22 protein-coding genes are annotated in these 21,956 nt (G+C 68.7%); 13 read left to right on the forward strand and 9 right to left on the reverse strand.

Going from position 1 to position 21,956, the window contains the following annotated elements; all coding sequences use genetic code 11:
- The 8 genes from ribA to Q1K70_RS01060 all read left to right on the forward strand — a co-directional run.
- A partial coding sequence (gene ribA / locus Q1K70_RS01025; RefSeq protein ID WP_300154509.1) for a GTP cyclohydrolase II occupies positions 1-553 on the forward strand: 553 nt, incomplete at its 5' end.
- Between the two features lie 53 nt (positions 554-606).
- A complete protein-coding gene (ribE, locus tag Q1K70_RS01030; protein ID WP_300154511.1) occupies positions 607-1,077 on the forward strand; it encodes a 6,7-dimethyl-8-ribityllumazine synthase in 471 nt (156 codons plus the stop codon).
- 27 nt (positions 1,078-1,104) lie between these two features.
- Positions 1,105-1,587, forward strand: a complete 483-nt coding sequence (gene nusB / locus Q1K70_RS01035) for a transcription antitermination factor NusB (protein ID WP_300154514.1) — start codon at positions 1,105-1,107, stop codon at positions 1,585-1,587.
- A gap of 30 nt (positions 1,588-1,617) precedes the next feature.
- On the forward strand, positions 1,618-1,851 hold the full coding sequence (locus Q1K70_RS01040; protein WP_300154517.1) for a hypothetical protein: 234 nt from the start codon (positions 1,618-1,620) through the stop codon (positions 1,849-1,851).
- Positions 1,848-2,249 (forward strand): type II toxin-antitoxin system VapC family toxin, encoded by a 402-nt coding sequence (locus tag Q1K70_RS01045; protein WP_300154519.1) that lies wholly within the window; start codon positions 1,848-1,850, stop codon positions 2,247-2,249. Before Q1K70_RS01040 ends, Q1K70_RS01045 begins: the two co-directional genes overlap by 4 nt.
- A gap of 67 nt (positions 2,250-2,316) precedes the next feature.
- Positions 2,317-4,830 carry a leucine--tRNA ligase gene (gene leuS, locus Q1K70_RS01050; RefSeq protein ID WP_300154522.1) on the forward strand — a complete coding sequence of 838 codons (2,514 nt, stop codon included), beginning with the start codon at positions 2,317-2,319 and terminating at the stop codon, positions 4,828-4,830.
- A gap of 469 nt (positions 4,831-5,299) precedes the next feature.
- Positions 5,300-7,126, forward strand: a complete 1,827-nt coding sequence (locus Q1K70_RS01055; protein WP_300154524.1) for a methyl-accepting chemotaxis protein — start codon at positions 5,300-5,302, stop codon at positions 7,124-7,126.
- 75 nt (positions 7,127-7,201) lie between these two features.
- Complete coding sequence (locus Q1K70_RS01060) at positions 7,202-8,002, forward strand: C-GCAxxG-C-C family protein (RefSeq protein ID WP_300154527.1); 801 nt, start codon at positions 7,202-7,204, stop codon at positions 8,000-8,002.
- A 141-nt stretch (positions 8,003-8,143) separates the two neighbouring features.
- On the opposite strand, the gene Q1K70_RS01065 is transcribed toward Q1K70_RS01060, so the two are convergent.
- On the reverse strand, positions 8,144-9,334 hold the full coding sequence (locus Q1K70_RS01065; RefSeq protein ID WP_300154530.1) for an acyltransferase: 1,191 nt from the start codon (positions 9,332-9,334) through the stop codon (positions 8,144-8,146).
- Positions 9,335-9,564: 230 nt separating this feature from the next.
- Between Q1K70_RS01065 and Q1K70_RS01070 the strand changes: the two genes are divergently transcribed.
- Positions 9,565-10,296 (forward strand): respiratory nitrate reductase subunit gamma, encoded by a 732-nt coding sequence (locus tag Q1K70_RS01070; protein WP_300154532.1) that lies wholly within the window; start codon positions 9,565-9,567, stop codon positions 10,294-10,296.
- Between the two features lie 15 nt (positions 10,297-10,311).
- Positions 10,312-11,601, forward strand: coding sequence for a (Fe-S)-binding protein (locus tag Q1K70_RS01075; protein ID WP_300154535.1), 1,290 nt, complete (start codon positions 10,312-10,314; stop codon positions 11,599-11,601).
- On the opposite strand, the gene Q1K70_RS01080 is transcribed toward Q1K70_RS01075, so the two are convergent.
- From Q1K70_RS01080 to Q1K70_RS01095, 4 genes are all read right to left on the reverse strand, one after another.
- Positions 11,598-12,023 (reverse strand): hypothetical protein, encoded by a 426-nt coding sequence (locus Q1K70_RS01080; RefSeq protein ID WP_300154538.1) that lies wholly within the window; start codon positions 12,021-12,023, stop codon positions 11,598-11,600. The two genes, Q1K70_RS01075 and Q1K70_RS01080, sit on opposite strands and share 4 nt — an antisense overlap.
- The gene (gene ahbD / locus Q1K70_RS01085) at positions 12,020-13,180 is read right to left on the reverse strand and encodes a heme b synthase (protein WP_300154541.1); all 1,161 of its coding nucleotides are present in this window, start codon (positions 13,178-13,180) and stop codon (positions 12,020-12,022) included. Before ahbD ends, Q1K70_RS01080 begins: the two co-directional genes overlap by 4 nt.
- A gap of 136 nt (positions 13,181-13,316) precedes the next feature.
- Positions 13,317-14,297 carry a porphobilinogen synthase gene (gene hemB / locus Q1K70_RS01090; RefSeq protein WP_300154544.1) on the reverse strand — a complete coding sequence of 327 codons (981 nt, stop codon included), beginning with the start codon at positions 14,295-14,297 and terminating at the stop codon, positions 13,317-13,319.
- Positions 14,298-14,324: 27 nt separating this feature from the next.
- Positions 14,325-15,575, reverse strand: coding sequence for an HDOD domain-containing protein (locus tag Q1K70_RS01095; RefSeq protein ID WP_300154547.1), 1,251 nt, complete (start codon positions 15,573-15,575; stop codon positions 14,325-14,327).
- 200 nt (positions 15,576-15,775) lie between these two features.
- Here Q1K70_RS01095 and Q1K70_RS01100 point away from each other — a divergent pair, with 200 nt between their 5' ends.
- Complete coding sequence (locus Q1K70_RS01100; protein WP_300154550.1) at positions 15,776-16,015, forward strand: hypothetical protein; 240 nt, start codon at positions 15,776-15,778, stop codon at positions 16,013-16,015.
- Positions 16,016-16,197: 182 nt separating this feature from the next.
- Here Q1K70_RS01100 and ahbC read toward each other — a convergent pair whose 3' ends face one another.
- The 4 genes from ahbC to Q1K70_RS01120 all read right to left on the reverse strand — a co-directional run bounded on the left by ahbC (position 16,198) and on the right by Q1K70_RS01120 (position 20,321).
- Positions 16,198-17,385 carry a 12,18-didecarboxysiroheme deacetylase gene (gene ahbC / locus Q1K70_RS01105; RefSeq protein WP_300154552.1) on the reverse strand — a complete coding sequence of 396 codons (1,188 nt, stop codon included), beginning with the start codon at positions 17,383-17,385 and terminating at the stop codon, positions 16,198-16,200.
- A 119-nt stretch (positions 17,386-17,504) separates the two neighbouring features.
- On the reverse strand, positions 17,505-18,137 hold the full coding sequence (locus Q1K70_RS01110; protein ID WP_300154555.1) for a class I SAM-dependent methyltransferase: 633 nt from the start codon (positions 18,135-18,137) through the stop codon (positions 17,505-17,507).
- Between the two features lie 36 nt (positions 18,138-18,173).
- Positions 18,174-18,569, reverse strand: a complete 396-nt coding sequence (locus tag Q1K70_RS01115) for a response regulator (protein WP_300154556.1) — start codon at positions 18,567-18,569, stop codon at positions 18,174-18,176.
- Positions 18,570-18,590: 21 nt separating this feature from the next.
- Positions 18,591-20,321: a PAS domain-containing sensor histidine kinase gene (locus Q1K70_RS01120; RefSeq protein WP_300154558.1), complete on the reverse strand. Its 1,731-nt coding sequence runs from the start codon at positions 20,319-20,321 to the stop codon at positions 18,591-18,593.
- Between the two features lie 123 nt (positions 20,322-20,444).
- On the opposite strand from Q1K70_RS01120, the gene Q1K70_RS01125 reads away from it, so the two are divergent.
- Both Q1K70_RS01125 and Q1K70_RS01130 read left to right on the forward strand, forming a co-directional pair.
- Positions 20,445-20,927: a hypothetical protein gene (locus tag Q1K70_RS01125; RefSeq protein WP_300154560.1), complete on the forward strand. Its 483-nt coding sequence runs from the start codon at positions 20,445-20,447 to the stop codon at positions 20,925-20,927.
- 229 nt (positions 20,928-21,156) lie between these two features.
- The gene (locus tag Q1K70_RS01130; RefSeq protein WP_300154563.1) at positions 21,157-21,945 is read left to right on the forward strand and encodes a phosphatidate cytidylyltransferase; all 789 of its coding nucleotides are present in this window, start codon (positions 21,157-21,159) and stop codon (positions 21,943-21,945) included.
- Positions 21,946-21,956: the final 11 nt, after the last annotated feature.

A 21,956-nucleotide genomic window follows, 5' to 3' on the forward strand; every position in this document is an offset into this window, starting at 1 on the left:
CGCCGTGGCGTTCACGGCAAGCGAAGACCACAAGACCCACATCGCACTGGTCAAGGGCGACATCCACCCCGACGAGCCCGTGCTCGTGCGCGTGCACAGCGAATGCCTGACCGGCGACGTGTTCGGCTCGCTGCGCTGCGACTGCGGCAACCAGTTGCACGAGGCCATGCGCATGATCGAGACCGAGGGCAAGGGCGTGATCCTCTACATGCGCCAGGAAGGCCGGGGCATCGGCCTAGCCAACAAGATCAAGGCCTACGCCCTCCAGGAACAGGGCCTCGACACCGTGGACGCCAACCTGCGCCTGGGCTTCAAGGCGGACCTGCGCGAATACGGCACCGGGGCGCAGATCCTGGTGGCCCTGGGCGTGTCCAAGATGCGGCTCATGACCAACAACCCCAAGAAGATCGTCGGCCTCGAGGGCTACGGCCTGGAGGTGGTGGAGCGGGTGCCCATCGAATCCTGCCCCTGCGCCGAGAACACCTGCTACCTGACCACCAAGCGCGACCGCATGGGGCATCTGCTCCACCTGCCGGACCAGGCCGCCAGCTAGGGTCGTTTCCCTTTTTCATCAGCCAAGGGCGGCACGCCGCCCGGGAGAAGAGCATGCACCACATCGCCACCATCGAAGGCCAGCTCGACGCCAAAGGGCTCAAGTTCGCCCTGGTCGCCGGCCGCTTCAACGACTTCATCACCGAACGCCTCGTGGGCGGGGCCGTGGACTACCTGACCCGCCACGGCGGCGACCATGCCGACATCACCGTGGTGCGCGTGCCCGGGGCCTTCGAGATCCCGCTGGCCGCCAAGAAGCTGGCCGCCTCGGGCAAGTACCACGGCGTGGTCTGCCTGGGCGCGGTCATCCGCGGGGCCACCCCCCATTTCGAGTACGTGGCCAACGAGTGCGTCAAGGGCCTGGCCCACGTCATGCTCGACACCGACGTGCCGGTGGGCTTCGGTGTCCTGACCGTGGACACCCTGGAGCAGGCCATCGAACGCGCCGGCTCCAAGGCGGGCAACAAGGGCGTGGAAGCCGCCGCCGCCGTGCTGGAGATGGTGCGCGTGCTGGAGCAACTCTAACCCATGACCCAAGCCGCGATACGCATCATGCCTGAATCAGAAGACAAAAAGCCCGTGGCCTCGCGCCGCAAGGGCCGCAAGCAGGCCTTCGAGTGCCTCTACGGCCTCATTTTCGAATCCGCCGCCGACGAGCGCTCCCTGCGCCGGGTCTTTTCCCGCTGCCCCCACGACGTGACGGAGGGGGAGGCCGAGGACGCCGGCCGGGACTTCGCCTGGGAGCTCGTCTCCGGGGTCTGGAACAACGAACGGGACATCGACGCGCTCATCGTGCGCTTTTCGAAGAACTGGAAGCTCACGCGCATCGCCAAGGTGGAGCTGACCATCCTGCGCCTGTCGGTCTATGAGATCCTGCACCGCCCGGACATTCCCCTTCGCGTGACCCTCAACGAGGCCATCGAGCTGGCCAAGCGCTACGGCGACGAGAACTCCCGCAACTTCATCAACGGCATCCTGGACGCCATCGCCAAGGCCGTCGACAGCGGCGAGTTCGAAATCCACAAGGACTTGTAGACGGGAAAAGCCCGCGTCCGGAAGCCCACGATGAACATCGCCACGGTCCTCGCCGATCTCGCCGCCCTGCCGCCCCAGGCCCAGCAGGAGGCCGCCGATTTCATCGCGTTTTTGAAAGCCCGCCACACCGCCCCGATCGGGAGCGCGGACGCGCGGGACGAAGCGGCTGGGCTTGCGTTTCGCGGCATGTGGAAGGACAGGGACGACATGGGGGACGCCTCGGCCTGGGTCGCGGAGCACCGCCGACGGGAATGGACGCGATGACCGCATCGCGCCTGGCGCTTGTCGACACGGACGTGCTCATCGACTACGGGCGCGACGTCCCGGCGGCGGTCGACGTCCTCGCCTCGCTTTTGCCGGACAAGCTGGCCGCCGTAAGCGTCGTCACCTATCTGGAGCTTCTCGCCGGCTGTCGCGACAAACGGGAACAGGCCGCCCTGGACGCCTTCATGGCCGCCTTTGTCCTCATCCACATCGACGAATCCGTTTCCAATCGGGCGCTCGAACTGATGCGCCGCTACCGCTTGAGCCACGGCCTGCGCCTGCCCGATGCGCTCATCGCGGCCTGCGCCCTGGCCCAGGGCTTGACGCTTGTATCAAAAAACCAGAAAGATTACCGATTCATAGACGAGCTGGACCTGCCGCCCTATCCAGCAACGTAATGCCATGCGCCGCACGGCCCCGCCGCCAGCCATGGCGCAATGCATTTTCCCCAAGGAGCAGCCCCCCATGAGCAAGTACGTGCCCGAGGACGTCGAGAAAAAATGGCAGGCCGTCTGGGAGGACGGCGGCCACTTCAAGGTGGAGGCCGATCCTTCGCGGCCGAAATACTACGTCCTCGAAATGTTCCCCTACCCCTCGGGGCGCATCCACATGGGGCACGTGCGCAACTACTCCATCGGCGACGTGGTGGCGCGGTTCAAGCGCATGGAAGGCCGCAACGTGCTCCACCCCATGGGCTGGGACGCCTTCGGCATGCCGGCGGAAAACGCCGCCATCAAGCACGGCCTGCACCCCGCCTCCTGGACCGTGTCCAACATCGACTCCATGCGCGCCCAGCTCAAGCGTCTGGGCTACTCCTACGACTGGCGGCGCGAGATCGCCACCTGCCACCCCGGCTACTACGTCCACGAGCAGCGCTTCTTCCTGGACTTCCTGGAAAAGGGCCTGGTCTACCGCAAGCACTCGCCGCAAAACTGGTGCGAGACCTGCGGCACGGTGCTGGCCAACGAGCAGGTCATCGACGGCTGCTGCTGGCGCTGCGACCAGAAGGTGGTGCAAAAGGACCTGGAGCAGTGGTTTTTGCGCATCACGGCCTACGCCGAGGAGCTCCTGGCCGACCTGGACAAGCTCGCCGGCGGCTGGCCCGAGCGCGTGCTCACCATGCAGCGCAACTGGATCGGCAAGTCCGTGGGCGCGGAGCTCACCTTCGCCCTGGCCGAACCCGTCGCCGGCGAGGAAGGCGTCACCGTGTTCACCACCCGGCCTGACACCCTTTTCGGCGCGACCTTCATGAGCCTGGCCGCCGAGCATCCGCTGGTGCCGAAGCTCATCGCGGGCAAGCCGCAGGAAACGGCCGTTTCCGCCTTCGTCGAGAGCGTGCGCAACATGGACCGCATCGTGCGCGGCGGCGAGGACCTGGAAAAGGAAGGCGTGTTCACCGGGGCCTATTGCGTCAATCCGGCCACGGGCGCGCCGATCCCCATCTATGTCGCCAACTTCGTGCTCATGGGCTACGGCACGGGCGCGGTCATGGCCGTGCCGGCCCACGACCAGCGCGACTTCGAGTTCGCCCGCAAGTACGACCTGCCGCTCAAGGTCGTCATTTCGCCCGAAGGCCAGACCCTGGACCCGGCGGCCATGACCGAGGCCTACGCCGACCCGGGCCTGCTCGTCGCTTCCGGCGACTTCACGGGCCTGCCCAACGAAGAGGCCAAAGGAAAGATCATCGACTGGCTGGCCGAGACCGGGCGCGGCAAGCGCAGCGTCAACTACAAGCTTCGCGACTGGAACATCTCGCGCCAGCGCTACTGGGGCGCGCCCATTCCGGTCATCTACTGCGACACGTGCGGCGTCGTGCCTGTGCCGCGCAAGGATCTGCCCGTGGAGCTGCCGCGCGACCTGGCGCTTTTGCCAGACGGCCGCTCGCCCCTGCCCGTGTCGCCGTCGTTTACCGACGTGACCTGCCCGCTGTGCAATGGGCCGGCCCGGCGCGAGACGGACACGCTGGACACCTTCTTCGAGTCGTCCTGGTATTTCGCGCGCTACGCCTCGGCCCGCAAGGCCGACGGCCCCTTCGATCCGGCCGAGATCGGCTACTGGCTGCCCGTGGACCAGTACATCGGCGGCATCGAGCACGCCATCCTGCACCTGCTCTACTCGCGCTTCTTCGTCAAAGCGCTTCGCGACTGCGGCTATGTGGCCTTCGACGAGCCCTTCGCCAACCTGCTGACGCAAGGCATGGTCATCAAGGACGGCTCCAAGATGAGCAAGTCCAAGGGCAACGTGGTGGACCCGGACCTCATGATCGGCAAGTACGGGGCCGACACGGTGCGGGTGTTCATCCTCTTCGCCGCGCCGCCGGAAAAGGACCTCGAATGGAGCGACACCGGCATTGAGGGTTCGTCGCGGTTCCTGTCGCGCCTGTGGCGGCTGGTGACGGAAGAGCTCGACGGCGTGCTGTCGCCCGTGTCCGCCTGCGCGCCGGCCGCCGAGCTGGGCCTTTCCGCCCTGCCGCCCCTTTTCGCCGAGCTGCGCCGCCGCGAGCACGCGACAGCCGCCAAGGCCGGGGCGGACATCCGCGAGCGCTTCCAGTTCAACACGGCCATCGCCGCGGCGATGGAACTGGTCAACTTCCTGTACGCCAACGTCGAGGCGATAAAGGCCGAGCCCAAGGGGGCCAAGGCCGCGTCCTCGGCCGTGGCCACCCTGCTCACCGTGCTTTCGCCCATCGCCCCGCACATCTGCGAGGAGTTGTGGCAGCGCGTCGGCCACGAGAAGCTGCTGATCGAACAGCCCTGGCCGACCCACGACCCGGCGGCGCTGGTCACCGACGAGGTGGAGATCGTGGTGCAGGTGTGCGGCAAGCTGCGCGGCAAGGTGAACGTGGCGCGCGACGCCTCCAAGGAGGACGTGGAGCGGGCCGCCCTGGCCGACGCCAACGTGGCCAAGCACCTCGAGGGCAAGACGGTCCGCAAGGTGATCGTGGTGCCCGGCAAGCTCGTCAACGTGGTGGCCGGCTAGGGCCGCCGCGACATCGCCGACCAAGGGCCGGGAGGACGAACGTCCTTCCGGCCCTTTTTCGTGACCATCGCCGCCGAAGTCTCCTCTTGTGTCACGATTCGCCGCCGCGACGCGGCCCCCCCGACGTGCCGAAGATGCCGCCTGCGCCCCGCCGCCTGCCGCCCGGCGGTGCTGCTTTCCATTCTCCCCGCGCTAACCCAAGTTTGCACCTTTGGCCGGTTTCGCGACAACAATCGCGGAATTCTGGCATGTTACAATATCGTTATCGTTGGTACGACCCTTGCTATACCTGAGTCCAAGCATAAAGCCCCCCATACAGCGGCGAGGAACGCACACTCACCGCAACATCGGCCACTTGCCGCAAGACGTTTGCGGCAGGCGGCAAGGGGAGAACTTTTCGGAAAAACAGTGGATATGCCGTCCACCATGACGGCCGGATGCAAAAAGTACATTCCACCCGGAGCACCAGATGAATCTGCAGAAAATGTTCATGCTTCTGTGCGGGTGCATCTGCATCGCGACCTTCTCCGTCATCGTCGTCATCGTCAACACCGACACAGAGAAGGCCATCATCCAGGAATACCAGCAGAAAGCGGACATTCTCCTGCAGGCCATGAAAGCCGTGCGGGCGCACATCGGCGGCGTGGTGCGCCCGGCCGCCACCCAGCTCATCGGCAAGGACGGCTTCCAGGTGGAACTGCAATCCACCTCCTTCGCCGCCAACAAGGTTTTTTCCGTCATCGCCCCGGAACATAAATACGACATCTCCTTCCGCACCCCCTCGACCAAGCCCCTCAATCCGGCCAACCGGGCCAGCGACGTGGAGGCCGACCTCATCGGCAGGCTCGACGCCATGCACACGGCCGGGGCCAAGGAACTCGTCTGGAAGGGCGTGCGCAAGGTCGGCGGCGTGGACTGCTTCGTCATCGCCGTGGGCGAGATCAACAAGCAAAGCTGCCTGCCCTGCCACAAGCACAAGGAGGACGCGCCGACGAGCCTGCGCGACAAGTACGCCTTCGACAGCCCGCCGCGCCTGGCCGACCGGGTGGAGTCGGCCGAGGTCGTGACCATCCCCATCGACAAGCTCTACGCCTCGGTGAAGCGCTCCACGACCCTGCTCGTGCTGGTCTGCCTGGCCGGACTCGTGGTCATCCTGGGCGCGACCACCTACGCCTTCCGCGTGCTGGTGAGCCGGCCGCTGGCCAACCTCGGCGACTACGCCACGCAGATCGAGCGCGGCAACCTCGACGCCGCGCCCCACGGCATCTTCCGCTACGGGCTCAAGCGGCTCAAGGACTGCGTCGAGCGCATGGTCGGGGAACTTAAAAACCGCATCGCCGAATCGGGCCGGCTGGCCGAGGATTCCCGCCGCCAGGCCGACGAGGCCCACACGGCCAAGGCCGCGGCCGAGCAGGCCCGGACCGAGGCCGAGCGCAGCCGCCGCGAGGGCATGCTGCAAGCGGCCGAAAGCCTGCGCGGCGTGGTGCGGGTCGTCACCGACAAGTCCGGCGAGCTTTCGGGCCAGGTGGACCGGTGCAGCCAGGGCGCGGCCACCATGACCGCCCTGGCCGGCGAATCCGAGGCGGCCATGGCCGACCTCGACGCCTCGGTGGAGGACATCGCCAAAAACGCCGCGGCGGCCGCCCAGGCCACCGGCCGCACCCGGGACAAGGCCCTGGAGGGCGAGGAGGTGGTCGGCCGGGCCGTGGCCTGCATCGTGGACGTCAACGCCCAGTCCCAGGCCGTCAAGGCCGACATGGCCGAGCTCGGCCGCAGCGCCGACAGCATCGGCCGCGTGATCGACGTCATCAACGAAATCGCCGACCAGACGAACCTTCTGGCCCTAAACGCCGCCATCGAGGCGGCCCGGGCCGGCGAGGCCGGCCGGGGCTTCGCCGTGGTCGCCGACGAGGTGCGAAAACTCGCCGAAAAGACCATGACCGCCACCAAGGAAGTCGGGCAGGCCGTGCGCGGCATCCAGGACGGCACGGCGAAAAACGTGGCCAACGTGGACAAGGCCGTCCAGGGCATCGCCCAGGCCAACGCCCTGGCCGTGGCCTCGCGCGACGCCCTGCGCGAGATCGCCGGACAGGTGAGCGAGGCGGCGAGCCTCGCCGCGGGCATCGCCGCCGCTTCCGGCCGACAGTCGCAAGCCAGTGAACGCGTCGGCGGCTCCATCGAACAGATCCGCGCCCTGGCCGTGGAAACGGCCGAGGCCATGACCATGGCCGAACAGGCCGCCGGCGAGATGGCCGGCCAGACCCATGCGCTCAAAAGCCTGCTGGAATCCCTGTGAGGGATGGCGGGCAACAATATGTTCGGAACTCCCGGCCATGCAGGCGGGAGAAAAAGGACGAGAAAGGAGTATGGCATGGACTTGAACAGACGAGCGGTTCTCGGGGCCCTGGGCGGGCTGGCCTTCGGCGGTGCGCTGGCCGCAACCGTGGGCCAGGTCGCGGCCGCGCCCTTCGACCAGAGCACCAAGCCTTTCGGCTGGACGCCCCACAAGCTCGACGCGGCCGCCTGCGCCAAGACGGCCTACGAAGGCTACTGGTTCAACGACTACGGCTGCTGCTACGGAGCCTTCTACGCCATCGTCGGCACCATGGCCGAGAAGTTCGGCGCGCCCTACAACCAGTTTCCCTTCACCATGATGGAGGTGGGCAAAAGCGGCATCTCCGAGTGGGGCACCATCTGCGGGGCGCTTTTAGGCGTGGCCAGCGCCTACTCGCTCTTCTGGGGCCGCAAAGAGCGAAACCCCATGGTCACGGAGCTTTTCCGCTGGTACGAGCAGACCGCCTTCCCCATGTACAACCCGGGCGAGGCGGCCCAGGGCGTCAAGGGCGAGTTGCCGACCAGCAAGTCGGATTCGGTGCTGTGCCATATTTCCGTGAGCCGCTGGTGCTACACGTCCAAGCTGGCCCAGAGCTCCAAGGAGCGCAGCGAGCGCTGTTCCCGCATCACGGCCGACGTGACCGCCAAGGGCATCGCCATTCTCAACGCCAAGATCGACGGCGCGTTCAAGCCCGAAGGCAAGTCCGAGGCCGTGGCCTACTGCGGCGAATGCCACGACAAGGGCAAGGCGGCGGACAACGCCAAGGGTCTCATGGACTGCCGGCCCTGCCACAGCGGCAGCGAGCACACGCAGAACAAATTCCAGAACCACCCCTGAGCGAATCAACAAAGGGCGTGCGCCCTGTCTTGAAGAACAAAAACGCGAAGTTCCGCTAAAAGCAGCCCCAGGCGGTCCCCTCCCGCCTCGCCGCGCCCCGTCCGGACCTGGCCAGTGGTCCGGGCGGGGTTTTTCACGTGCCTACTCCCTGCCGGCTTCCCCGGCGGACGTCTCCAGGCCGGCCGCGACCTTGCCGGCTTCGCAAAGCGGCCTGCGCTCGGACGGGGGGCGCTCGAAGCGCAGGCGCAGCGGCGCGCCCGTGAGAAACGCGAAAAGGCGCGGCACGTAGACGGCCAGCCCCCACCCCAGAAGCGACAGGCCGGCCATGGCCGCGACTCCGACCAGGGGATAGGCGGCGAGCTGGGTCAACGTCGTCGCCGGCCGCCAGACGGTCAAAAGCTTGGCCTGGAGCACGGAAACCGTGGGCTCGTGGGTGAGGAAGACGAAGAAGCTCATGGCGGCAAGCCCGTGCAGCAGCCGGCTGTCGCGCAGCCAGGGCCGGCGCGACAGGCACCAGAAGGCGGCCACGCCGAGCATCTGGTAGACCTTCTTGAACGCCGCCAGGGCGTACGGCTCGAGGCCGAGCCAGGGTTGCAGCCCCACGACCACGGTAGCCGCCGCGTAAAGCGGCAGGACCCACTTGTCCCAGCCGGCCGTGTCGCGCAGGTTCGCCCGCCGGCGGGCCAGCCAGCCCCCGGCGTAGAAGGCGAAGGCGAACCCGGCCAGGGAATACTCGTTGTCCACGGTCTCCAAGAACCAGGCGAGGCCGAGAAGCACGAGCCCGAGGTCCGGCAGCCGGCGGAAGAACACGAGGAAGACCGGGGCGGCGACGAAGACCACGAGCAGATCGCGCAAGAACCACAGCGGGTAGTTGAACGGGGCCGTACCGATGCCCAGAAGCTTCGGCACGATGCCGGCCGAGAGCACGAAGGACCGGCCGCCGAACATGGGGATGCTGCCGATGCACAGCACCCAGGCGATCCAGATGGCGTTGAACAGGATAAGCGGCACGCCGATGGCCATGAATTTGGTGCGCAGGAGCCGGGCGTAGGCCACCGGGGTGGCTTCGAGCTTTCGCAGCAGCAGATAGCCCGAGATGGCGAAGAAAAGCGGCACGGCCACGCAGGCCAGGCCGCGGTTGACCACGGTCAGCGCGAACTCGGCCGCCGGCGAGGCGAAGGGGAGCTCCGAGCCGAGGTAGCGGCCGCCGTGGCACAGCACGATCAGGCCGATGAGCACGGCGCGCAGCACGTCGATGCGGGCCGAGACGTCCGGATCGACGGGGTCGCGGACGGGGTCCAGGGGACGCGGGGAACGGATGGTCGATGGCAAGGGTACTCCGGGAAGCGGTCGCCGGGCGGGCGCTCCAGGTGCGGGAGGCGGCCCCGATATCGGAACCTGTCGCCGGAGGAGGCAGCACGGTTACAGGCGAAAGAGCACCTTGCGTCAATAGACAAGACCAAAATTTGTTATTATGCATGAAATACGCTTCCAGTCAAGCACATATCCCGACGCCCCCTCCCGAAGCCGCGCCGACACCTGTCCGCAACGGAGGTCCGTCCATGATCCGAGACCTTCTGCTCCCCTTTGTCCTGCCCTGGCTGTCCGCCGCCTTGCTGCTCGCCGGGCTGGCCTGGCGGCTGGGCCGCTGGCTGCGGGCCAAGGCCCGGCCCGCGCCGCTTTTCCCCGCGCCGACGGAGCCCCTGGCCGTCTGGACCGGCATCGCCGCCGAGGTCTGTCTGCTCGGCGGCCGCCGCACCGTGCCCACCCCGGGCATCGTCGCCGCCTGGTGCCTGCACGCCGCCCTGGTCCTTTTGGCCGTGGGCCATGTCCGCGCCGTGGCCGACTTCCCCGGCCTGTGGGCGGCCCTCGGCCTGACCGTCCCGGAGATCGACCGCCTGGGCGCGGTGGCCGGCGGCGCGGCGGGGCTTGTCGCCCTGGCAGCGACCCTGGCCCTGGCCCTGCGCCGGCTCGTCGTCCCCGCCGTGCGCCGCGCCGGCCGACCGGCGGATTTTCTCGTCCTGGCGCTTCTCGCGGCGGTCCTCGTCTCGGGGCTCTGGCTGCGCCTGGACGGCCGCACCGACCTCCCGGTCGTGCGGACCTACCTCGCCGGCCTGCTCTCCCTGCGCCCCGGCCTCCTGCCTGCCTCGCCGGGATTTGTCGTGCACTTCCTGCTGGCCCAGGCCCTGGCCGTGGTCTTCCCCTGGAGCAAGCTGCTCCACGCCTTCGGCGCCTTTCCGGCCAAGGCGGGCCTTGGCGACCTTCCCACCCCTGTCGCCGACGGCAGAGCCTGAACCCGGGAGACGCCCATGCACCCCCTGCTCGCCCGTCTCGGCCCCGAAGAGCTGGCCCTGGCCCGAAAGGCCGTGCGGAACATGCGAAACGGTCCCCGGGCCCTGCAACTGGCCCTGGAGGTCTGCGTGGGCTGCGGCCGCTGCGCCGCCGCCTGCCACGCCAGCAGCGGCAACGACGCGGCCAGGCTCCACCCGGCCCGCCGGGCCGAACTCCTGCGCCGGCCCTACCGCCGGGGAAAAGGTCCCGACGCCGCCGAACTGGCCGTGTGGATGCGCGATTTCTACGAATGCACGGGCTGCCGGCGCTGCGCGGTCTTCTGTCCCCTGGGGCTCGACAATTCCGTGATCAGCCGCGCCGCCCGGGGCGTGCTCGACGCCCTGGGCCTGACCCCCTGCCGCATCGCCGCCACCCAGGAGGCCTCGGACCGTCACGGCAACAACGAAGGCGCGTCCGAGGCGGCCATCCGCGACATGGTGCGCTTTCTGGAGGGGGAGCTGCGGGAGGAGCACGGCGCGGACATCCGCATTCCCCTCGACGAGAGGGCGGACGTCCTTTTCGCCACGGCTTCGAGCGAGATCATGGCCCGGCCGGAAAACCTCATGGGCTGCGCCACGTTCTTCCATCTGGCCGGCATCTCCTGGACGCTTTCCACGAAGGCCTTCGACGCGGCCAATTTCGGACTTTTCTCCGGCGACGACGGCCACATGCGCCGCAAGAACCGGCTGCTCCACGAAGCCTGCCTGGAACTCGACGCCAGGCGGCTGGTCATCGGGGAGTGCGGCCACGCCTACCGGGTGGCCCGGTACATGGGCGGGAGCACAAGCGCCCCGGGCCTGCCCTACCGCGTCACGGACGTCTTCACCGTGGCGGCGGACGTGCTGCGCCGGGGCGGCATCCGCCTGGACCCGGCCCGCAACGCCCTGGCCACGACCTACCACGACCCCTGCAACTTCGGCCGCAGCGGCGGGATCATGGAAGCCCCGCGCGAGGTGTTGCGGGCCTGCGTGGCCGATTTCCGCGAGATGTCGCCCAACCGCGAGGCCAATTTCTGCTGCGGCGGCGGAGGGGGGCTGGCCGTGCTGGAAACGGCCGAGGGGACCATCCGGGAGGACACCTTCTACGAGTACCGCATGCGGGTGTCGGGCAGGCGCAAGATGGAGCAGATCAAGACCTGCCGGGCCGCCCTGGTGGCGGCCCCGTGCTTCAATTGCCTGCGCCAGATCGAGCAGCTGGCCGACTACCACGAGACGGACGTGGGCGTGACCACGGTGTTCGAACTCTTCGACCGGGCGGTGCGGTTCTAGCTTTCGTCGGCGTCGTCCGCCTCTTCCGGGGCCGGCCGGGCGGCGGCCCGGAAAAAGCCCAGGCAGGCCCCGGCCCCGGCCAGGGCGAGCAGCGCCGCGAACGTGCGTGAGCGCGTGAGCCCGGCGAGAAAATCCAGCAAGGCGTCCGCGGCCATCAGGCCCTTGCCGCCGAAGACCTCCATGCGCCGGGCGTAGGCCTTGGTGTCCTCCACGGGCACGGGGTAGGCCACGCCGTCGATCACCTGGTAGCCCGAGGCGTCGGGCTGTTGCCCCGCCCGCTGCCAGACCAAGGTTCCAAGGCCCAGGCCCAGCAGCAGGCAGGCGACGCCGAAGGCGCGCAGGCCGCGCCGCCGCGCCCGCTCCCGGGGGGAGGCGGCGTCGCCCGGGTCCGCCCCGGCATCGGGACGCCCCGGGCCGGTCATGCGCCCGGGCCTTCTGCGGTCGCCTTGGGCGGCGTGTAGTCGCAAAGGGGCTCCGGAGCCATGTAGTCGCCGGACATGGTCTGGGCCCGGGCCCGGCAGCCGCCGCAGACGCGGTGGTACTCGCACACGCCGCACTTGCCCTTGTAGTCGTCCTTGTTGCGAAACTGCAGGAACTGGGGCGAGGTGCGCCAGATCTCCGGAAAGGGCGTCTTGCGCACGTCGCCGCAGTCGAGGTCCAGGTAGCCGCAGGGCTGCACCTGGCCCACGGCCGAAATGAAGCAGAAGCCCGTGCCGCCCAGGCACCCGCGCGTCATGGCGTCCATGCCGAAGGTGTCCGGCGTCACGGACACGCCCTCGGCCTTGGCCCGCTGGCGCATGATCCGGTAGTAGTGCGGGGCGCAGGTGGCTTTCAAGTGCATGCTCGTGGTCTTGCGGAAGTCGTAGAACCAGTTGAGCACTTCCTCGTACTGCCTGGCCGTGATGATCTCGGCTCCGAGCTGCGCGGCCCGGCCCGTGGGCACGAGCAGGAAGATGTGCCAGGCGGCCGCGCCCAGCTTTTCGGCCAGCTTGAAGATCTCCTTGAAGTTTCCCATGTTGTGCTTGGTCACCGTGGTGTTGATCTGAAACTCCACCCCGGCCGACTTGAGGAACTCGATGCCGCGCAGCGCCCCTTCGAAAGCCCCGGGCACGCCCCGGAAGGCGTCGTGGTCCGCGGCGGTCGGCGCGTCGATGGAAATGGAGCAGCGGGCGATGCCCGAGGCCTTGATCTCGCGGGCGTTTTCCGCCGTGACCAGCGTGCCGTTGGGGGCCATGACGCAGCGCAGGTCGCGGCTCCGGGCGTGGCGCACCAGTTCGAAGATGTCCGGGCGCAGCAGCGGCTCGCCGCCGGTGAAGATGATGATGGGGCTGCCGGTTTCGGGAAAGGTGTCGATGAGCGCCTTGGCCTCGGCCGTGTCGAACTCGCCCGGCCAGGGGTCGAGGCAGGCCTCGGCCCGGCAATGCCGGCAAGCCAGGTTGCAGGCCCGGGTGACTTCCCAGGCGATGAGCCGCAGGGGCGGCATGCCGCCGGGGCCGGACGTCGCGTGGGGATGGCCGCCGGGGTGGCCGAGGGGGTGGCCGCCGGGGTGCCCGGGGCCCTTGCCGTGGGGATGCTGCATAGGGGGTCGCGGACCGGCGGCGCGGGGCGCGCGGCGGTCCCCTCCTTGGACGGGATTTGGAGCGGCCGCCGCCAAGGCAGCGGCCGCTCGGGTCTGTCTGATATAATGGTTGGCCGGGGCGAGGCAAGGCGCGGGGCTAGAGCCAGGGCAGCACCTTCTCGGCGAAGTAGGTGATGATCATGTCCGCGCCGGCGCGCTTGATGCCGGTGAGCGATTCCAGGATGGCCCGCTTCTCGTCGAGCCAGCCGTTGGCGATGGCCGCCTGCAGCATGGCGTATTCGCCGCTGACCTGGTAGGCGGCGATGGGCGTGTCGAAGCTGTCGCGCAAAAGCCGCACCACGTCGAGGTAGGGCATGGCCGGCTTGACCATGAGGATGTCCGCGCCCTCGGCCAGGTCGGCGGCGGCCTCGCGCAGGCCCTCGCGCACATTGGCCGGGTCCATCTGGTAGCCTTTGCGGTCGCCGAAGGCCGGGGCGCTCTCGGCCGCCTCGCGGAAGGGGCCGTAGAAGGCCGAGGCGTACTTCACGGCGTAGGACATGACCGGGATGTGGGAAAAGCCGGCCTCGTCCAGGGCGATGCGGATGGCCCCCACCCGGCCGTCCATCATGTCCGAGGGCGCGATGATGTCCGCCCCGGCCCGGGCGTGGCTCACGGCCGTCCTGGCGAGCAGGTCCAGGGTGGGGTCGTTTTGCACCTCGCCGTGGCCGTCGAGCAGGCCGCAGTGGCCGTGGCTGGTGTATTCGCACAGGCACACGTCCGTGACCACGGCCAGCTGCGGATAGGTCTCCTTGAGCCGCATGACGGCGCGCTGCACGATGCCGTCGTCGGCGTAGGCCCCGGAGCCGACCGGATCCTTTTTTTCGGGCAGGCCGAAGACGATGACCGAGCGCAGGCCGTCGTCCATGGCCGCGCCCACCCGGGCCACGAGCTTCTCCACGGACAGCTGGGACTGGCCGGGCATGGACCCCAGCGGCTTCTCGAAATTCGCATCGGGCGTGTCCACCACGAAATAGCCCTGGATGAGGTCGGCGGGACGCAGTTCGGTCTCGCGCACCATGTCGCGCAGAAAAGCCGTGCGGCGCAACCTGCGGCCGCGATGAAACTCGCCGAAAGCCATGGCAAAACCTCGCTTGCTTGCGTTGGATCAGTGCTTGCGGGCCGGGAAGAAGGAGCCCACGATGTCGTCGATCTGGTCCTGGCCGGCGGCGGCCACGTCGGCCAGCCGGGCGGGGTCGAGCCCCAACAGGTCCCAGGCCGCGGGCTCGAGGGGAGGCACCATGACCGAGGCCGGCGGCGTGAAGCCCAGGGCCACGGCCATGATGTCGGCCATGTGCAGGATGGCCGCCTCGACGTCGCCAGGGGAAGCCGAGGGAGTGTGGTGGCAGGACACGGCCGCGACCAGCGCCTCGGGGAACTTCCAGGCCTTGAGCAGGAGCCCGCCGATGAGCGGGTGGGAAAAGCCCAGCACCTCGTTTTCGGCCACGCACAGGGGCGTCATGTTGCCCTTGGCGTAATAGATGGCCTCCACGGCGGCGTGGGGGAGCTTCTTGAAGATGACCAGCCGGCCGATGTCGTGGAGCACCCCGGCCACGAACAGCCGCTCGGAGCCGTTTTTCGCCGCCGCGCCGCCAAGGAGCCTGGCGAAGACGCCGACGGCCATGGAGTGCTCCCAGAACGTGCGCATGTTGATCAGTTCCGGGGGGATATCCTTGAAGGCGTTCATGGCCGCGATGCCAAGGGCCAGGGTGGAGACCTCCTGGCTGCCGAGGACCATGACCGCCCGGCTGATGGAGTCCACGCGGTGGGGCAGGCCGTAGAAGGGGCTGTTGACGAGCTTTAAGAGCTTGGCCGTGAGGCTCGTGTCCTTGCTGATGACGTCGGCCACTTGCGCCGAGGTGCTCACGGACGAATCGAGCACCTGCCGGATCTTGAAGTAAATGTCCGGGAACGAGGCCAGCTTGACCTCGCTGTCCACGAGGTCCTCCACGCCGCCTTCCTCGCGGAAGAACATGTCGGTCATGGACTCCGCCCGGGGACCGGGGGCGATGTCGGGCAGGATGGGCACGCCGGAGGCCAGGGCCCGGGCCTGCTGCTGCACGGCGATCTCGTACAGGGCGGCGATGGCCGGGTGGGACAGGTCGCCGGCCAGGAACCGCCGGGCCACGTGGGCGGCGCTCTCCTGGAGCAGCACCTCGTCGATGTCGGCCATGCCTCCCTCGTCGCCGTCGCCGGCCGCGGCCACGTCGGCTCCGACCACGCCGCGCTTGCGCAGGCTGCCGATGAGGCTGTCGGTGAGCGTCATGCCCCTCGGCAACAGCATCTTGCCGTCGGAACCCATGAGGTCCGACGCGAGCACCATGCCCGGTTCGAGCGCGTCCACGGGAAGCCTGCCCACGATACGGTCCTTCGCGCGCCGCCGTGTTGCCGTGTGGCCGTGTGGCCGTGCTGGATGCTGAGCGGCGCTTCCATTGTCCCATATTCCTTTTCCCCGGCCATGGTCAACTGGCCGGCAACGCTTTACACCGCCGCGGGCCGGGAGTATGACCGCCGCCGAAATCAACCGCCACGGGGCGTGGCCTGGGGGAGTAGGACGTCATGAGCGCGAATGCGGCATCGCTGGCCAGGGTCAAGGACATCAAAACCATCGCGGAAGCCGGGCCGGCCCCGGTCATGGACGACACGGCCAAGCTGGCCGTGGCCATGGAGGCCCTTTCGGCCATCGCCGGGGAAAACGACCTGACCTGCCTGCGGGCCCTTTTCCGTATGCGCCGCCGGGCCGAGGAAGCGCTGCTGCGCATCCGGGGCGTGCACCTCGACCAGCATACGCTGTTTTAATTTCGCAGGGGGAAGCCTCCGGCGGCCAGGAGGGGGCGAGCCCCCCGCCTGGACCACCCCAAGGGGGGTCGCGATCCCCTCTCCCCGCGAGAGCCTCTTCACCGTTTGCCTCGCCGACCAACAGGAAAAGGGCCGTACGCCACGCGTACGGCCCTTTCTCGTTTCTTTCGCCCGGCGTCCCGCTATTCTTCGGGGCGAATCTCGTCGTCGGTCAGGTAGCAGGCCGGATCGGGCCCCCAGACGTCGCCGGAGACGGCCTCGGCCCGGGCCCGGAAGTTGCCGCCGCAGATTTCCAGGTAACGGCAGCCGGCGCAGCGCCCGGTCACGTGGCGCTTCTTGTCCTTGAGCCTGGCCAGCAGTTCGATGGCCGGGTCGTCCCAGATCTGGGAGAACGGCCGCTCCCGCACGTTGCCGAACACGTGGTTGCGCCAGAACTGGTCGGCGTGGACCTTGCCGTCCCAGGAGATGCAGCCGATGCCCCGGCCGGAGCTGTTGCCTTCGTTAAACGACAGCAGTTCCTTGACCTCGGCCGCCCGGGCCGGGTCCTCGCGCAAAAGGCGCAGGTAGACGTAGGGGCCGTCGGCGTGGTTGTCGACGGTGAGCACTTCCTTGGGCAGGCCGGCGTCGTGCAGGGCCCGGGTGCGGTCCATGATGAGGTCGACCAGGGCGCGCGTGGCGGCGTGGTCCAGGTCTTCCTTGATGAGCTCCGAGCCGCGCCCGGCGTAGACCAGGTGGTAGAAGCAGATGCGCGGCACTTCGAGGTCGCGCAGGAGGTCGAACAGCAGCGGCACTTCGCTTGCGTTTCGCTTGTTGATGGTGAAGCGCAGCCCCACCTTGAGGCCTTCCTTCTGGCAGTTCTCGATGCCTTGCAGGGCCTTTTTATAGGAACCGGCCACGCCCCGGAAGCGGTCGTGGACCTCTTCCCCGCCGTCGAGGGAAATGCCCACGTAGGAAAGTCCCACGGCCTTGAGTTCCCGGGCCTTTTCGCGGCTGATCAGCGTGCCGTTGGTGGAGATGACGGCGCGCATGCCGCGCGAGGTGGCGTGGGAGGCCAGTTCGGTCAGGTCCTTGCGCACCAGCGGCTCGCCGCCGGAAAAGAGCATGACCGGCGCGCCGAAGGCGGCCAGGTCGTCGATCATGGCCTTGGCCTCGGCCGTGCCGATGTCGTCGACGCCTTCCGGGTCCACGGCCTTGGCGTAGCAGTGCACGCACTTGAGGTTGCAGCGGCGGGTCATGTTCCAGACCACGACGGGCTTCTTGTCCTTGGAGAATTGCAGCAGGTGGGAAGGGAGCTTGCCGGAGTGGCGGCCGTAGCGCAACGCGTCCGAGGGCTCGACCCCGCCGCAGTAAAGCTTGGATATGCCGATCATGAACAGTCCTCTGTTTCGTTGGGTGGGAAGGCCCTATAATACATTTTCCCGGCACGGGGTAGGGGGCGGGGCAAACACGGGCGCGGCGGCAACCCCCCGGGATGTCGGGGCAAGCGGCGTCAGGGCCGCATGGCGGTCATCAAAAAAACCGTGAAGGAGCGCACCGCGCCGCAGGGACCGGGCTTTTCGATGACCGCGGCGTCCACGGCGTCGATGGCGGTGAAGCCGATGCCGGCCAGCATGTCGGCCAGCTCCAGCCGGTCGAAGCCGAAATGGTGCACCCCGGCGTTGTCGTCGTGAAAGGCCCCGCCCTCGCTGTCCAGGTCGGCCAGGGCGATGCGGCCGCCTTTCTGCGCGGCGGCGAACAGGCGCGCCAGCACCGCGTCGAGCTCGGCCACGTGGTGCAGGACCATGGCGCTGGCCACCAGGTCGTAGCGCCCGGGCACAGGGTCGCCGGCGGCCAGGTCGGCCAGGATGGTGGCGACGTTGGAAAGCCCCGCCGCCTCGATCTTGGCGTCCAGGGCGGCCAGCATGCCGGGCGAAAAATCGAGCCCCGTGACGCGCTCGCAGCGCCGGGACAGTTCCAGGGTCAAAAGGCCCGTGCCGCAACCGAAGTCCAGGGCGTCGGGCACGGGCTGGCGGAAAAGGCCGACCCGCTCCATGGCCGAGGCGATGTCGGCGGTCAGCTTGCGGCGGTGGGGACTGGCGTCCCAGGCGGCGGCCCTGGCGTCGAAACGGGCGGCGTCGTCCATACGGGGGGTTCCTCTCGTGCCCTCGGGAGGGGCGGATCAGGCGGGGCCGGAGCCGGCGGCCTTGGCCACGGCCTCGGCGAGCTTGGCCAGCAGTTCGTCGATGTCGCAGGGTTTGAGCAGGTAGTCGGCGGCCCCGGCGGAAAGCCCGTCCTTGGCCGCCTCCTCGGAGCCGTGCCCGGTGAGCATGATCACGGGCATGGCCGGCACCATCTTCTTGAAGACCTTGAGCACCTCGATGCCGTCCATGTCCACCATCTTGAGGTCGCACACGGCGGCGTCGAAGTCGTTCTCGCGCAAAAGCCGCAGCCCCTCGGCCCCGGACAGGGCCACGGACACGAAAAGCCCCCGGCGGCGCAGGCGCTTGGCCAGCACGTCGGTGAAGCCCGCCTCGTCGTCCACCAGAAGGACCCGCAAGGGGTTCTGTTCGCTCATGCTTGTTCCTCGGGCCGGGCTTCAGGCCTGGGGGGTGCGATCGGGCGTCGCGTCCTCGCCGGGCTTTCCCGCCGACGGCAGGAAGACCCTGAAGGTCGCGCCCTGCTCCGGCGCGGATTCCACGGTGATTTCGCCGCCGAGCTTTTTGACGATGCCGTAGCAGATGGAAAGCCCGAGCCCCGTGCCCTTGCCCACGGCCTTGGTGGTGAAGAAGGGCTCGAAGATGCGGGCGGCCACGGCCTTGGGCATGCCGTGGCCCGTGTCCGAGACGGTCAGGACCACGCGGTCGCCGGCCAGGCGCGTGGCAAGCGTCAGGTCGCCGCCGTTTTTCTCCATGGCGTCCATGGCGTTGTTGACGAGGTTGAGCACGAGCTGCTGCAGCTCCGAGGGCGAGCCGGCCACGTGGGGGAGATTCCCGCCCAGGTCCGTGGCGATATGCACGTTGACGTAGCGGGCGCGCTTTTCCGACAACTCGGCCATCTCGGCGACGAGGTCGTTGAGGTCGAGCTCTTTTATGCGCTCGTCGGTCTTGCGGGCGAAGCTCAGGAGCTTGTGCGTGATTTCCTTGCAGCGCGCGCCCTGCTGGCGGATCTGGTCCAGGGCCCGGCGCATCTCGGTCATGTTCTCGGGCGTGTCGCGATCGTCGTCGGCCAGGATGTCGGACACCCAGCCGGCCTCTTCCATCATGATGGCCACGGGGTTGTTGATCTCGTGAGCGATGCCGGCGGCCAGCTCGCCCACCGAGGCCAGCTTGCCGGCCTCGATGACCTGGTCGTTTAAGAGGTCGCGCTCGGCGTCGGCCGCGGCCACCCGCGACACCATGCGGCGGGCCAGCACCCAGCAGGCGGCCAGGATGCCGATGCCGCCGAAGACCACGATGAGGATGGCCAGAAGCCGCGTCCGGTAGAGCGCCGGAAAGGCGTCGGCCTCGTCCTGCTGGTAGACCAGGGCCCACTGACCGTCCTTGAAGACGCTGGCCACGTACAGGATCTGGCGGCCCGATTCCGGGTCGTCGTGGGTGAACACCAGCGGCTGGTCCCCGGCCTGAACCGGCGTGCCGCCCGGCCCGGCCCAGATGCGCTCGCGCAAAAACGGCGCGTCGAGCCTGGGCGCGCGCCTGGGCGTGGTCTGGAGCTCCCCCCGGGCGTTGAGGATGAAGGCCTGGCCCGTGGCCCCCAGACCGATGTTCTCCACGAACCGGTTGAAGGCGGCGAAGTCGATGGCGGCGCGCACCAGGTAGTCCCGGCCCTCGTGGGACACGCGCACGGCCACCACGAAGTGCGGCAGGCCGCGCAGGCCCAAAAAGACGTCGGAGACGGTCACGTCGCCCTTTCTGGCGGCCAGAAACCAGGGCGCTTCGGCGTAGTCGGCCCGGCCCAGGCGGAAGGGGCCGGCATAGGAGACGAGCGCGCCCGAGGCGTCCACCAGGCCCAGATCCACGAACACGCCGCCGTGCTCGTGCTGCATGGTGGACAGCAGCGCGGCCAGCCGGCGGTCGTCGGCGAAATCGTCGAAGGGAGCGATCTCGGCCAGCACCCGCAGCTCGGCGGCGGTCTCGCGCAGAAACGCGCCCACCTGCTGCTGGTGCTTGAGCACCAGCTCCTCGAGGTGGGCCACCACCTTGGCCCGGTAGGCGGTGTGGAACTGGTGGCCGAGCACGGCCGCGCACACCAGAAGCGGGGCCAGGGCCACGGCGGACATCCAGGCCACCATGACGCGCGTCAGGGACTGGTAGTAATGCCGGTCGCTCAAGGAAGCCCCCGGACGGCGACGGGCGGGAACGCGGTGGCCAAATGCATGAAAAAAGCATACGTCTCCGGAAAGGCTTTTACAAGACGCCAATTCCGCGAAACGACCCGTCCCCCGGAGGCTGCCATGGCCGAGGACGTCATCGATCTCAAAAAGCAGCTGCGCGAACTCAAGGCCCACGAACACCTGTCCGGGTTCACGGGCTTCTCCCTGGATTTGGGCCTGGGCGGCCCGGCCAAGGAGGGCGTGCTCAAGATCGCCGAGTTCGTGCGCCCCGACGGCTCCGGCTACGTCACCCTGACCTTCCAGACCGAGCCCGACGACGCCCCGCAGGCGCGGGAGGCCCTGCTCGGCCTGTTCGAGCGCTTCTCCCGCTTCGCCCAGGCCGCGGACGCGGTCACGGGCCCGTCCCGCTTCGGCCAGGGCTTCGAATACCTCATGGTCGTTTCCGACGGCCTGGTCGAAGGCGACGCCTGGTTCGTGGTCGAGTTCGACGTGTATTACAAGACGCTCAAGGGACGGCTGCGCCGGTTGATCGAGGAATCGGTGCTGCCCGGGCTGGCCGCGGTCATGCCCGCCGCCTTCGAGCCCGTCACCTGGTGGGAGTGACGGGCCCCCCGCGCGCCTCTTCGCCGCCCAGGCCGGCGCGTCCGGGAAAAGCGGCCCTTCGGACATGCCGCCTGCGACGCGCTCCCGGGCGCATTTCCCGGACGCGGCGCGCGGCATTGGACGCCCGGCCGCTTTTGCTCTACCAAGAATCCCTGCGTCCGCAGCGCGGGGGAAAGGCCCTGCGTCCGGGGACGGCGATCCTGAGGATTCCGGGAGATTTGAGGACAGCATGTTCGGCGCATCCTTCAAGACTCGCTGGCTGACCGCCCTGGTCGGCCTGCCGCTGCTTGTCGCGGCGGTCTGGGCCGGCGGCTGGGTTCTGGCCGTGCTGGTGGCCGCGGCCTCGGTGGTCGGCATGCGGGAATTTTTCGCCATGCGCGGCCGGCCGGGACCGGTGATCGAGGCCTGCGGCCTGGCGCTCGGGGCCGTGGCCGCCGGCAGCGCCGCGGCCGGGGGCTGGCCGATCTTTCTCGCCTGCCTGGGCGCGGCCCTGTGGATCGAGCAATTCCTTTTTCTGTGCCGCTTCGCTCGCCACGGCGACACCGCGCCGCCGCGGTCCGTGCTGGTCGCCGCCCTGCTCTACGTGCCCTTTTCCCTCCGGTTCCTCTGCCTTTTCACGCCCCTGGAGACGTTTTACGTCCTGGCCGCCGTCATGGCCGCCGACACCGGGGCCTATTTCGCCGGCCACCTCGTGGGCGGCCCCAAGGTCTGGCCGGCGGTGAGCCCGGGCAAGACCTGGGCCGGCACGGTGGGGGGCGTCGCCGCCGCCGGCCTGGTGGCGGCCGCCTTCGCCCTCTTCTCCCCGGCCGGGGTCTGGCTCCTGGCCGGCATCGGAGCGGGGCTGGCCGTGGTGTCGCAGCTCGGCGACTTTTTCGAATCGGCGCTCAAGCGCGCCGCCGGCATCAAGGACTCGGGGACGCTGCTGCCCGGGCACGGCGGCATCCTCGACCGCATCGACGGGCTTTTGCCCGCGATCCTGGCCTACGCCGCCGTCCGCCCCCTGGTCGGGCTCGGTTAAAGGAGGGTCAG

It is taken from the genome of Solidesulfovibrio sp. (genome assembly GCF_029978005.1).
Classification (GTDB): domain Bacteria; phylum Desulfobacterota; class Desulfovibrionia; order Desulfovibrionales; family Desulfovibrionaceae; genus Solidesulfovibrio.

What these genes read in the sequence shown, in the direction of transcription:
- ribE (WP_300154511.1), top strand. Translation starts at nt 607, where the DNA reads ATGCACCACATCGCCACCATCGAAGGCCAGCTCGACGCCAAAGGGCTC.
- nusB (WP_300154514.1), top strand. Translation starts at nt 1,105, where the DNA reads ATGCCTGAATCAGAAGACAAAAAGCCCGTGGCCTCGCGCCGCAAGGGC.
- Q1K70_RS01040 (WP_300154517.1), top strand. Translation starts at nt 1,618, where the DNA reads ATGAACATCGCCACGGTCCTCGCCGATCTCGCCGCCCTGCCGCCCCAG.
- Q1K70_RS01045 (WP_300154519.1), top strand. Translation starts at nt 1,848, where the DNA reads ATGACCGCATCGCGCCTGGCGCTTGTCGACACGGACGTGCTCATCGAC.
- leuS (WP_300154522.1), top strand. Translation starts at nt 2,317, where the DNA reads ATGAGCAAGTACGTGCCCGAGGACGTCGAGAAAAAATGGCAGGCCGTC.
- Q1K70_RS01055 (WP_300154524.1), top strand. Translation starts at nt 5,300, where the DNA reads ATGAATCTGCAGAAAATGTTCATGCTTCTGTGCGGGTGCATCTGCATC.
- Q1K70_RS01060 (WP_300154527.1), top strand. Translation starts at nt 7,202, where the DNA reads ATGGACTTGAACAGACGAGCGGTTCTCGGGGCCCTGGGCGGGCTGGCC.
- Q1K70_RS01070 (WP_300154532.1), top strand. Translation starts at nt 9,565, where the DNA reads ATGATCCGAGACCTTCTGCTCCCCTTTGTCCTGCCCTGGCTGTCCGCC.
- Q1K70_RS01075 (WP_300154535.1), top strand. Translation starts at nt 10,312, where the DNA reads ATGCACCCCCTGCTCGCCCGTCTCGGCCCCGAAGAGCTGGCCCTGGCC.
- Q1K70_RS01080 (WP_300154538.1), bottom strand. Translation starts at nt 12,023, where the DNA reads ATGACCGGCCCGGGGCGTCCCGATGCCGGGGCGGACCCGGGCGACGCC.
- ahbD (WP_300154541.1), bottom strand. Translation starts at nt 13,180, where the DNA reads ATGCAGCATCCCCACGGCAAGGGCCCCGGGCACCCCGGCGGCCACCCC.
- hemB (WP_300154544.1), bottom strand. Translation starts at nt 14,297, where the DNA reads ATGGCTTTCGGCGAGTTTCATCGCGGCCGCAGGTTGCGCCGCACGGCT.
- Q1K70_RS01100 (WP_300154550.1), top strand. Translation starts at nt 15,776, where the DNA reads ATGAGCGCGAATGCGGCATCGCTGGCCAGGGTCAAGGACATCAAAACC.
- ahbC (WP_300154552.1), bottom strand. Translation starts at nt 17,385, where the DNA reads ATGATCGGCATATCCAAGCTTTACTGCGGCGGGGTCGAGCCCTCGGAC.
- Q1K70_RS01110 (WP_300154555.1), bottom strand. Translation starts at nt 18,137, where the DNA reads ATGGACGACGCCGCCCGTTTCGACGCCAGGGCCGCCGCCTGGGACGCC.
- Q1K70_RS01115 (WP_300154556.1), bottom strand. Translation starts at nt 18,569, where the DNA reads ATGAGCGAACAGAACCCCTTGCGGGTCCTTCTGGTGGACGACGAGGCG.
- Q1K70_RS01125 (WP_300154560.1), top strand. Translation starts at nt 20,445, where the DNA reads ATGGCCGAGGACGTCATCGATCTCAAAAAGCAGCTGCGCGAACTCAAG.
- Q1K70_RS01130 (WP_300154563.1), top strand. Translation starts at nt 21,157, where the DNA reads ATGTTCGGCGCATCCTTCAAGACTCGCTGGCTGACCGCCCTGGTCGGC.